This window comes from Pseudomonas japonica (genome assembly GCF_013522925.1).
Classification (GTDB): domain Bacteria; phylum Pseudomonadota; class Gammaproteobacteria; order Pseudomonadales; family Pseudomonadaceae; genus Aquipseudomonas; species Aquipseudomonas japonica_A.
In genome coordinates, this window is the sequence record NZ_JAAMQU010000009.1 from 123213 (window position 1) to 135068 (window position 11856).

Sequence of the window (11856 nt, forward strand, 5' to 3'; positions counted from 1 at the left end):
CATCGAAGTCGATAGTACCTTTGAGGTACCGCGTGGTCTGTCGGCGTTGACTTCCGGCACACGCTGGCTATACCCAGAACTTACACCTCTCGCTCAGGGTACTCTCATGGATCGCCTCTACCCTGGCCAGCGTTTGCAGTCGGCCGTGTCACCCGGCAGCCTCAACCCCCACCCACCGCTGTGCAGGTTAAGCCTTGCAGTGATGCTTGCAGCACTTGGCCTGCCGATGGAGGGCGCGCTGGCAGATGCCTGCACTAGCCGTACTACAGTGCTCGCGGGCACGAGCCAAGCGGCCTGCGTGCTCGATAATGGCGAACAGCTGCAGGTGCAAACCGGCGGAGAGCTCAGCGTGACCAGCGGCCCGGCGGTGATGGTCAATGAAGGCACCACTGCCAGGCAGGTCCTCAACGGCGGAGTAATCTCCGGCCAAACCGGCTTGCTGGTGAACAATGCACGCCTGGTCGGCACGGTGTTCAACGCACGCACGGGCCAAGTGACCGGTACAGAAGTGGCGGTGCATATCCGGAACAGCACCGTAGGTGCCCTGGCCAATGCAGGCAGCCTGTCGTTGTCGGGTGGCCCCGGCGTGGACCTCCCCGCCGTGACGATCGAGAACAGTACCGTCAATGGAGACATCAATAACGCCGGCACGATTGAAGTAGTGAACGACTCGGCCTATTCCGCTCTGGTTATCGACGGCAGCCGGGTGAAGGGCAACATCAAAAACAGCGGCGCTATCAACGGCTATTACTATGGACTGATCATCGGTAACAGCACGGTTGACGGCTCGTTTCATAACAGCGGGACGATCTTCGCCGGTTCCGCCGTAGGCGTGTACAACACAACGATCGGCCAGGACTTCATCAACAGCGGTGAGGTCACCAGTACCTTCGCGTTGACCAACGTGACCATCAAGGGCAACTTCATCAATACCGGGGTGATCGACGGCGGGGACTTCGCGTATATCCGCGACAGCCATATCAGCGGTGACGTGATCAACACCGGGACCATTACCGCCGCGTCGGGCACGGGAATCGGCGCCGATATCGAGGGCCGCCTGGTCAACACCGGCATTTTATCGGGCCAAGCACGGCCGTTCGGCATTTCAGGCAATATCCGCGGCGGCCTCTATAACAGCGGTTCGATTACCGGCGGAGGGGATTTCTCGACCGGTGCCACCCTTTCTGCACAGGCCCCCGTGGTGGTCAACACCGGAACGATTTCCGGCCTGTCCGGTGGGCTATTTATCAGCGACGACGCCAGGATCGGCACGCTCATCAACAGCGGTACCATCAGCCGTTACGCCGACTTCAGCGGGAGCGAGACCTCCCTGGAAATAAGCGAAGCTGCCCAGGTAGGCTCGGTTCAGATCGCTGGCAACCATGCGCGGTTCGATGGGCGGGTCCAAGCCCCCACCGTGCCGTTCTTCGTGAACCCGGGCGCCAGCTACAGGTTTATCGCTAACGATGTGATGGCGGTACGCTCGCTCACAAACCAAGGCACCCTGGTGCTGGCTGCCCCGGCGGATAACGCCGCGGCGCCGGCCACCATCGTTGGAAACTTCAGCCAGGCCGCAGATGGGGTGTTGCGCACCGAAGTGCTCGACGCCACGCACTATGGCCAGCTGGCGGTAACCGGCACCGCTACCCTGCCCGCTCAGGCACGTATCGAGGTAGACGTGGCGCAGGCCAGCCAACCCTTGAGCCTGTCCCGCCTGCAGGATGTACTGAGCGCCGGCACGCTGGTATCGAATGGTACGTTCGCGGTCACCAGCAACTCGGCGCTGTTAGGTTTCTCGGCGGTGAAAGATGGCAATACCGTGGACCTGTTGCCCGTTGCCCGCTCCAATCGCGGCGTGCAAGCCGCTGTGCAGGCTGCGGGCCTGGGCGATACGATCGCGGCGGCAGCGGTGGTGGACGCGCAACTGGCCAAGGGCAGCAACAGCCCGCTTACGCCGTTGTTCGCCACGGCAACCGACAACCGTGAAGTCGCCGCTGCGCTGGCGGCCAGCCTGCCGGCAGGTAACCATGCCGTGCGCGCCAGCCAGAGCGCCCTGGCATCGATCAACCGGCTAGTGGACCAGCGGCTTGCCGGCTTCGCACCCGGTGCGCTCGGCGGCCAGACCCTTGCGCCTTTCTGGGCTGAGCCGTTCAATTTCAGCAGCGTGAGCCGTGGCCAGAGCGAACAGGCGCAGGGCACTGTCATCGGCACGGACACCCGGCTGGCCAACGGCAACCACGTAGGCTTTGCGTTCGCCTATGCACAGGGTGAGGCGGCCGCGCAGGTTGCAAGCGCCCAAGGCAGCAGCCTGGACCTATGGCAATTCATGGCCTACGGGAGCCATGCGCTGGATGAACGCACCGACCTGCACGTGTATGCCGGTGCCGGCAACAATCGCGTGCGCACCGAGCGCGACTTTGCGATAGCGGGCACTGCGGGCGCCGCCAGCGCCGACTACAACGCGATGATCGCCACTGTTGGGGCACGCCTGGGCCAAACCTTGGCAATAAGCGAAGCCACGCAGTTCCGGCCATCACTGCGGCTGGACTACAACCACGTGCATGAGGGCGCCTATCGCGAGCGAGGCACTGGCGCGCTGCAGCCACTGTTGCTTCGCGTGGATGAGCGTGACAGCGACCAACTGGTGCTCGGCCTGGACGGGACGATGGAGCATGCGCTCACGCCATTGGCCCATCTGCGGCTAGGCCTGGGCGTGGGCTACGATCTGCTCGACCAGCCATCGGCGACCACGGCAGCCTACGCCGCTGCCCCGGGGGAACGATTTACGGTCACGTCTTCAGGCAGTAACCCGTGGGAAGTCACCGGTAGCCTGGGGCTGGTCGCGCGCTGGCGCAATGGCAACGAGGTGTCGGTGAGTCAAGAGGCGCAGCAGCGCGGCGATTTCAGCGACCAGGTGACCGCACTGAAAGTGGTGATGCCGTTCTAGCTACTTGCGCGCCTCCAGAATAAGGTTGAACGGCGTTTCCGCCGCCCGGCGGAAATGGCTGAACCCGGCGGCGCGGAATACTTCACGCAACCGGGCTTCCCCGGCTTGCGCGCCCAGGCCCAGCCCTACCTCCTGCGAAAGCGAGTTAGGCGTGCAAATGAACGTGGACGCCGCGTAATACAAACGCCCTACCGGCGTAATGTTTTCGTCCAGCGTGTCATGGGCGTAAGGCTCCACGAGCAGCACCGTGCCGTCGGCTTTCAACGCCTGGTAGGCCTGCCGCGCCGCGCCAATGGGGTCGCCCATGTCGTGCAGGCAATCGAAGTAACACACCAGGTCGAAGTCATTGCCAGGAAAGCCTGCGGCAGTGCCTTGGGCAAAACGGACTCGGTCGCCAACCCCGCTCTCTTCGGCCCGCGCCGTGGCGGTCGCAATAGAAGGGGCATGGTAATCGAAGCCCATGAAACTCGACGCTGGAAAGGCCTGGGCCATGACGATGGTCGAGGCTCCGTGCCCACAGCCGATGTCAGCTACCTGCGCACCGGCATTGAGCTTGTCCACCACGCCCTCCAGCGCAGGCAGCCATTGAGGTACCAGGTAATTCTTGTACCCAGGCCGGAAGAACCGTTCAGTGCCGCTGAACATGCAAGGGTGGTGATCGCCCCAGGGCAGCCCACCATCACCGCGCATGGCAGCCACGAGTTTGTCCTTGTCGTGGAACATCGACGCCACCACCAGCATGCCGCCTGCCACGTACACGGGCGAATCCTCGATGGCGAGCGCCAGCGCCTGCGCTTCGGGTAATACAAACATTCCGTCGCTATGCTCCACGTACCCCGACGCCACATTGGCGCTCAGCCATTCGCGGATCAGCCGGGCATTGCAGCCGGTAAGGTTGGAAAGCGCTTCGGGGCTAGTGGGCTGGCTATCGGCCATGGCCTTGTACAGCCCCAGCTCGTCTCCAAGGATCACATTGGCCAACATGGCGGCGGCGCCCATGTCGGATACCACCTTGCCCATGAATTCATGCAGCTTTGCCTCGTCCATTACGTACCCTCCTCTTGAGAAGGCCACCGTCGGCACGGGCATATGAACCTGAAAACTGTTAGCGGTGGTCGGATAAACCACGGTACTGCGTGTGGTGAATGTGCAGCGAATGGAGTCTAGCCTGCCATGGGATGCATTGCCTGCCCTGCCCCAAAATGCCGCTTGTCGGCTCGCCAGCGCACCAAGGATGGGCGCCCGTGCAAAAATCCGATGCGCTTCTAAAGTAACGGATCCAACACATTTAAAGGATTAACCCCATGGCGACCACTGCTGACACTTCGGTGAATACCCATACCGTGAGAACCGGCCCAGGCACCGTTCAGGTGGACCTCAACGGCCAGTACGATGACAACCAGAGCATTACTGTTCAGGCGGACGGCAAGATACTGGTCGGCGGCTATACCGACTACCTGGCGTGGGGCTACCCCGGTGCGCCCGGAGAGGAAAGCTACGGCTACGAGCAGAACCACTCGGTGATCCGCCTGAACGCCGACGGCAGCCTGGACACCCGCTTTCACGAAGACGGCGTGGACATCGTGCCCGCGGCTGTAGCGCCGGACTCCCGCTACGAGGTCACTACCGTACAAGCCGATGGCAAAGTGGTTGTGGCGATTTCCCTCGATAACAGCGTGCGGGTGGAGCGCTTGAACAGCGACGGCACCCCTGACAAAACCTTTGGCACCAATGGTGCGGTCGTGGTGGATATCGCCCATGGCTTCAAGGACATCGACATCAGTGCCAACACGGACGGCACGCTGCAAGTCAGTGCCCGGGGGTTCGATCAAGCCACCGTGAGCAAGATCGGCAGCAACGGTACCCTGGTGGATACCTTCGGCGACAACGGCGTGCTGGTGGTGGGCATTGCCGAGGACCAGTACTACAACGGTGGCATCTCCACCGCATTGCAGGCCGACGGCAGCGTGATAGTGGGCGCCGCGTACAATGCCACCGGCATTGGTGACCCCGTGTATGCGCTGCAACGCTATGCGGCCGACGGTAAGCTGGATACCGCTTTCGGCGACAACGGCGTACTCAATCTCGATCCCGCGCTGGACTTCGGCGAGGACGCGGTGGTGGCCGTGCAACCGGACGGCAAAATCCTTGTGCTGGGCCAAAGCGGCAACGACGGCCAGGCCAGCCTGCTTCGCCTCAACGCCGACGGCTCGGTGGATAACACCTTCGGGGCCAATGGCACCTTTACCTTCGAGGCTGATTACGCCACTTCCCTCACCGTCCAGGCCGACGGCAAAATCCTGGCCGCGGGCACGAGCGATGGAGACTTCACGGTTATTCGCCTGAACGGCGATGGCAGCGTGGATACCGGCTTCGGTAGCCCGGACGGCAAGCTGCATGTAACGGGCTATACCGGCGACGAAATCCTTCGCGGCACCGACGCCGCCGAAGTCATCCGTGGCCTGGCCGGGGATGATGTGCTGCAAGGCAACGGCGGCAATGATGTTCTGCAGGGTGGCGCCGGCGCGGACATTTTCCGTTTCACCGACGTCAGTGACAGCTACCGCACCGCCAGCCAGAACGGCGGCGACCGCATTCGGGACTTTGACGTTACCCATGACCGCATCGACCTGATCGGCCTGGGCTTCACTGGCATAGGCGATGGGCACAACGGCACCCTGGCCGTGGAGGCCAGCGCTGACGGCACCCGCACCTACTTGAAAAGCTTCGACGCCGACGCCTCCGGGCAACGCTTCCAGCTCACGCTGGACGGCGACCTGGTCGGCCAGTTGAACAGCACCAACCTGGTGTTTACCCCGCCTACCGTCGAAGGCACGGCCGGGCGCGATGTTATAAATGGCTCGGCCCTGTCGGAGATCATTCAGGGCGGCGCTGGCAATGACCGTATCAACGGCGGCGCCGGGGCGGATGTGATCATTGGCGGGGCGGGAGCCGACCAATTGAATGGCGGTGACCGGGCGGACATCAACCTGCGGACCGACAATCACGAAAACGACGACGTGTTCCGCTACACCTCTACCGATGACAGCTACCGTACCGACAGCCAAAGCTTCGTGGACCTGATCAGCGGCTTTGTTGCGTACAGCGACAAGATCGACGTGTCGGCCCTGGGCTACACCGGTTTTGGCGACGGGACCGATGGCACACTGGAATTGGTGTACAACAAGGCGCTGGACCGTACCTACCTCAAGGATGACGAAGCCGACGCCCAAGGCCACAAGTTCCAGATCGGCCTGGCGGGCAACTGGCTGGAGCAGCTCGATGAAACCAACGTGGTGTTCGCTCCGCAGACGGAAGTGACCCTGGTAGGCGTAGCGCCCGAAGCTGATCAGGCGCACCTGCAGGCGTGATAGCCCGGCCCTTCCCACGGGGTATACCGGCGAGCCTCGATCTGTAGATCGGCGCCGCAGGTGTAGCCCGGGGAAGGGCTGCTATCGGACTCAGGGCCGCGCCCTTATTCGCGAGCTCCGCCTTCGGCTCCGCTTGCTCCCACAGGGGTCGGTGCAGACTGTGGGAAGCGCTTTCCACAATGCGATGGCTGGTCGAGCGCGTTTGCCTTACCTTCCAGCTTTTGGAAGCGTCAAGGATTCAACCCATGCTTTACATTGTGCTGCTCGGAGGCAAACACCCGAGGGCTCGTATCGAGGTGCACGACATCGCCTGCGCCGTAGGCGACTCGCTGGAAGCGACCTACCCACAGCTGCGAGCTGCATGGTTTGGCAGCCCGAAAGGGTTGCATATCGACGCGTGGATGGCGGTGGATGGCATAGAGCAATGGAAAGTGGAGCTCAGCCCGCTGGCGCCTGCAGCGGGAGCGCCGCGTTTGTATTTTATCAACCTGGGCGGCTACGAGGCCCAGGCGTTCGGGGAAGCGCACCACTATTTACTAGTGGTGGCGCAAAACGCGCGAGAGGCGAAGGCAAAGGGCAAGCGGCAAGCGCTCAAGCACTGGCACCAGCCCCATACCGATGCAGTAATAGACGTGGACGATTGCGTGCCGATCAACCAGGTGGGCGGGCACTATGTGCACTTGGCTGAGGCGCCGCATAACGGGGTGATGCAGCGTAACGAGTACATCGTGATCGGGCCCGGTAGCTAGCCGGTGCGCTTGGCCAGTGTGTGTCGGGTACCCTGTGCGGAAAATTGACCTGGCATGCCGCCTTGCGCTTCAGCTATAGCGCTATCAAGCACATCCCAGGGCTGAGCGCCATCGGCTGCGCGCCTGCACGTGCTGGCGTGAAGGAACGGCTGGGCCCGATCTTTTTCTTGCTGAACAGACCCACACGCGCGGCAAATGGCGTTCCCGCCCAGCAGTTTCCACCGTTCATTCCAAAGAAGCAGATTGCCGTTACACATCAGGTTTCCCTCCCAAGCTTATGCTGTGGATGACAAAAACCGCTACGAAGTTCTGTCTGTGAGGGCACATACGACTAATGGACGGGTTTGTACAACATTAGCGGGGCCGGTACAGCCTCTGGATAACAAACCGGACCACGCGGGTATTTGGCCTACGGATGCGGACGCAATGGCAGTGGCTGCACCAACGGCGCCTTGCCGTCCGATAACAGCCACGCCACCAGTACCGCGGGCTCGGTTTTGCTCGGGTTGCGCGTTACGCGGTGCTCCTGCCCCGGCGCCTCGTACCAGGCATCCCCGGCCTGGTAGGTGTGCACCGGCCCATCGTCCAGGGAAGACTCCACCGCGCCGCTGACCACCACCACGAACACCGGCCCAGGGTGCCTGTGCGGCCGCGACGTAGCACCCGGGGCGAACGCCACTCGCAGCGCTTTTGCATCAGAACCCACCGTGGCGGGGAGTTGCGCCTGGGCCACGGGCGTTACCGTTTCATCGCCGGCACCGCCGCCGTGGGCATTCGCCAAGCCGCTGCACAGGGCGAGGGCCAATGCGGCCAATCCAATGGAGGCGCGCATGGTCACACCCCCGGCTGCATGGCAAAGCCCACACCGAAGCGGTTCCAGGCATTGATGGTGGCGATGGCGAAGGTGAGGTCAGACAGTTCGCGCTCGTTGAACTGGGCGGCCACATGATTGTAAACAGCCTCTGGGGCGCCACGGTCGGCCAGCAGGGTCAGCGTCTCGGTCCACAGCAAGGCAGCCCGTTCGCGCTCCGTGAAAAACGGTGTTTCATGCCACGCCGAGATCGCGAAAATGCGCCGTGGCGTTTCACCCAGCTTGATCGCGTCAGCCGTGTGCATATCGATGCAGTAGGCACAGTTATTGAGCTGCGAGGCGCGGATCTTCACCAGTTCGTGCATGGACTTTTCCAAGGACGATTCGCCCATGGCTTTCTCAAGCCCCAGCAGCGCCTTGAACGCATGGGGAGCAACTTGGGCATAGTTCACGCGTGCTTCGGTCATGACGGTTTCCTCAGTAATTACCGGCTGGATGCCGGGCATGAACCTACTGTAGGCTTGCGCCTGGCCCGGATAAACCAGCCGAAACCGGAAACATTAGACGAGTAACCGGACAATCATGGCTTTCGACCGACTTGAGGCGATGCGTGCGTTTTGCCGAATCGTGGAACTGGGCAGCTTTACCCGAGCCGCCGATGCCATGGCTACAGCCAAGACCACGCTCTCTGGGCAGATCCAGGCACTGGAGCGGCAACTTGGGGTGAAACTGCTGCACCGCACCACGCGCCGCGTGACACCTACCACTGATGGCGCCGCCTACTTCGAGCGGGCCCGGGCATTGCTGGAGGACATGGATGAGCTGGAAGCCAGCGTGTCGCTGACTCGCACCGTGGCCCGGGGCAAAGTGCGGGTAGACATGCCCTCCCCCGTCGGGCGCTTTCTGGTGATACCGGCGCTTCCAGAATTCGTTGCCGACTACCCGGACATTCAACTGGACATCGGCTGCAGCGAGCGGGTGGTGGACTTGGTTCAGGAAGGTATCGACTGCGCGATTCGCGGTGGGGTAGTGACCGATCCGGATCTGGTGTGCCGTGCCATCGGCAAGATGCGGTTCGTGCTTTGTGCGGCGCCGGCTTATCTGGATGCAAAGCCCGCCATCCACACCCCGGCCGACCTTGCCGCGCACCGTTACCTGGCCTTCGTGTTTCCCGCGACGGGTCGGCAGAACCCGGTGCGCTTGAGCTGCGGGGACAACAGCGTGCTCATTGAACAAACGCCTGCCATGCGCTTCAACAGCGGCGGCGCGTACCTGGCGGCGGCGGAGGCAGGCTTGGGTTTTGTCGGGGTACCGTTATGTGAAGCAGCCCCCCTGCTGGCGGCTGGCAAGCTCGTACAGCTACTGCCCGACTGGCACCTGGCAAGCATGCCCATGAGCCTGGTTTACCCCAGCGCGCGACGGCTGTCGGCGCGGGTGCGCGCATTCACCGATTGGGCCTGCGCGACCATGGCGGCAGATCCGCTGTGGCGTTTGTAGGGCCATTGAGTGCAAACCCTCCTGTTCGAGGAGGGTTTGCGTACTACGGCTCATGTCAGAGCCAAATCACTTCGGCAAGGCATACGCGATCAGGTAGTCGCCCATCTGGGTCCCGAAGGAGCCGTGGCCACCTGCCATGATCACCAGGTACTGCTTGCCGTTGGCCTCGTAGGTCATGGGGGTAGCCTGGCCACCGGCGGGCAGGCGGGCCTGCCACAGCAAGTCCCCGTTGGTCACGTTGTAACCACGGATGTAGTTGTCCTGAGTACCCGCAATGAACATCACGTTGCCCGCCGTGGAAATGGGGCCACCCAGCATGGGCACGCCAATTTTCAACGGAGGCAGTTGGATGCCCTTGAGGCTGTCGCGGATGGTGCCAATACGCTTGCGCCATACCACCTCATGGTTCTCCATGTTCACACCGGCCACATAACCCCAGGCTGGCTCCTTGCACGGCAGGCCCAATGGCGACAGGAATGCATTGATTTCAACACCATAAGGCACGCCGTATTGCGGCTGGATACCCAGCTCGGTACCCGTGCCCGCACCGGTCAAGCCCTCTTTGGGCCATAGGGGGTTGTTCGGGCCGCGCGGGATGAGCTTGGACACGAACGGCAGCGCCATCGGGTTCATCAGCGCCACCTGGCGATCCGGGTTGACTGAAATGCCCCCCCACTCGAACACGCCCAGGTTACCCGGGAACACCAGGGTGCCTTGTTCAGATGGTGGCGTGTACTGGCCCTTGTAGGAAAGCCGCTTGAAGATCACCCGGCACATCAGCTGATCGAACATGGTGGCGCCCCACATGTCCTTGTCTGCCAGTGTCTGGATGGGCGTGAGGTTAAGCGCCGAACGCGGTTGGGTCGGGCTCACGCGGTCACCCGGGGCGGCCTCCCCCGCCGGCACCGGCATTTCAGTCACGGGCACGATGGGCTTGCCGTCGCGGCGGTCGAGCACGAACAGGTTACCGGCCTTGGTAGGCACGTAAACGGCAGGCACTTCGCCGGCTTTGGTTTTCACCTGGGCCAGTGTCGGCTGGGCAGGTACGTCCATGTCCCACAGGTCGTGGTGCGTGGTCTGGAAGCTCCAGGCCAGCTTACCGGTCGATGCGTTGAGGGCCACGATGGAGCTGGCGTAGCGCTCCATCACAGGGGTGCGGTTGCCGCCCCAGATATCCGGCGTAGGGTTACCGGTCGGGATGTACACAACGTCCGACTGCGCGTCGTAGGCCAGCGGTGCCCAGGCGTTGGGCGAGTTGTTGACCAGGGTCTGGCCTTCGCCAGGCATCGCGTTCGGGTCTTCGGCACCGGTATCGAAGATCCAGCGCAGTGCACCGGTGTTTACGTCGTAACCGCGCAGCGCACCCGACGGCTCATGCACGGAGAGGTTATCGGTAACCGAGCCGCCGATAACGATGGTGGTGCCGGTCACTACCGGCGGAGAGGTCGGCTCCAGGCCACCCGGATAGGTGTAAGGGTGCATGTGCTTGAGGTCCAGCTCGCCGTTCTCGGCGAAATCGCTGCAACGCTGGCCATTATCGGCGTTTATGGCGAACAGGCGACCGTCGTTGACGGGCAGGAAAACCTTGCGCGGGCAGGCGGTCTGGGCAGGCGCCACGTTCGCCAGGCTGGCGGCGAATTCCGTGGTGTTGGCCTGATCATAGTAAGCGACGCCACGGCAGGTCAGGTGCTGGAACGAAGGCTCGGACTGCAGCTGGGGATCGAAGCGCCATTTTTCCTTGCCGGTTGCCGGGTCCAGGGCCACCAGAATCTGGTGAGTGGTGCAGATGAACATGTTGTCGCCCACCTTGATAGGCGTCAGTTCGTTGGTGGTTTCCCCCGAATCCTTGTCGGTTTTGCCTTCGCCGCTGCGGAAGGTCCAGGCAACTTGCAGGTCCTTGACGTTGCTGTCGTTGATCTGGCTCAGCGGCGAGTAGCGCGTTCCCGCCTGGGTGCGGCCGTACGCAGGCCAGTCAGCGTCGTTGACGCCTGCCACCGGCTGGGGCTTGGGAGGCTGGGTGGCGGCCAGGCTACCGTTGATCTCCTGCGGGTCGTTGAAGATCGAGTAGATCAGCACCGCAATGGCAAACGCCAGGGTCAGGGCGAGAACGCCACGACTGCGCTTTGCGTCAGGCCCGACGCCGCGGGTAGCGGCAGGTATCAGCAACCAGAGGCCGAGCACGCCGAGGATGTCCAGGCGAGGTACCAGGGCCCAGAAGTCAGTCCCCGCTTCCCACAGGCCCCAGATCACCGTCGCGATCATCAGCAGGGCGTACAGCCAGATGCCTGCAGTGGAGCGGCGACCCAGCATCCCGGCTATCACCAGCAATACCACCCCGGCCACGAGGTAATACAGCGACCCACCCAGGGTTGCCAACCATACCCCCCCTATGAGCAGTACCAGCCCGAACAACGCGGCGATCACAACGCTGACATTTCTTGAACCTGATCCGTTCGACATTATGCTCACCAGCCTTCTCTC

The 11856-nt window shown here is 62.6% G+C and carries 8 protein-coding genes; 4 read left to right on the forward strand and 4 right to left on the reverse strand.

Annotation, left to right across the window (positions count from 1 at the left end):
• Positions 1 to 106: 106 nt before the first annotated feature.
• Positions 107 to 2947: an autotransporter family protein gene (locus G7016_RS15745; RefSeq protein WP_181116003.1), complete on the forward strand. Its 2841-nt coding sequence runs from the start codon at positions 107 to 109 to the stop codon at positions 2945 to 2947.
• Here the strand turns inward: G7016_RS15745 and G7016_RS15750 are convergent, their stop codons facing one another.
• Complete coding sequence (locus tag G7016_RS15750) at positions 2948 to 3994, reverse strand: class I SAM-dependent methyltransferase (RefSeq protein ID WP_181116008.1); 1047 nt, start codon at positions 3992 to 3994, stop codon at positions 2948 to 2950. It abuts the gene before it with no gap.
• Between the two features lie 257 nt (positions 3995 to 4251).
• On the opposite strand from G7016_RS15750, the gene G7016_RS15755 reads away from it, so the two are divergent.
• Both G7016_RS15755 and G7016_RS15760 read left to right on the forward strand, forming a co-directional pair.
• A complete protein-coding gene (locus G7016_RS15755; protein WP_181116014.1) occupies positions 4252 to 6318 on the forward strand; it encodes a calcium-binding protein in 2067 nt (688 codons plus the stop codon).
• A gap of 245 nt (positions 6319 to 6563) precedes the next feature.
• Positions 6564 to 7067, forward strand: a complete 504-nt coding sequence (locus tag G7016_RS15760) for a DUF1543 domain-containing protein (RefSeq protein WP_181116018.1) — start codon at positions 6564 to 6566, stop codon at positions 7065 to 7067.
• A gap of 409 nt (positions 7068 to 7476) precedes the next feature.
• On the opposite strand, the gene G7016_RS15765 is transcribed toward G7016_RS15760, so the two are convergent.
• Both G7016_RS15765 and G7016_RS15770 read right to left on the reverse strand, forming a co-directional pair.
• On the reverse strand, positions 7477 to 7899 hold the full coding sequence (locus tag G7016_RS15765) for a cupin domain-containing protein (protein ID WP_181116022.1): 423 nt from the start codon (positions 7897 to 7899) through the stop codon (positions 7477 to 7479).
• A 2-nt stretch (positions 7900 to 7901) separates the two neighbouring features.
• A complete protein-coding gene (locus tag G7016_RS15770) occupies positions 7902 to 8345 on the reverse strand; it encodes a carboxymuconolactone decarboxylase family protein (protein ID WP_181116025.1) in 444 nt (147 codons plus the stop codon).
• 115 nt (positions 8346 to 8460) lie between these two features.
• Here G7016_RS15770 and G7016_RS15775 point away from each other — a divergent pair, with 115 nt between their 5' ends.
• Positions 8461 to 9375: a LysR family transcriptional regulator gene (locus tag G7016_RS15775; RefSeq protein WP_181116028.1), complete on the forward strand. Its 915-nt coding sequence runs from the start codon at positions 8461 to 8463 to the stop codon at positions 9373 to 9375.
• A gap of 66 nt (positions 9376 to 9441) precedes the next feature.
• On the opposite strand, the gene G7016_RS15780 is transcribed toward G7016_RS15775, so the two are convergent.
• Positions 9442 to 11835, reverse strand: a complete 2394-nt coding sequence (locus G7016_RS15780) for a glucose/quinate/shikimate family membrane-bound PQQ-dependent dehydrogenase (RefSeq protein WP_219856298.1) — start codon at positions 11833 to 11835, stop codon at positions 9442 to 9444.
• Between the last annotated feature and the right edge of the window lie 21 nt (positions 11836 to 11856).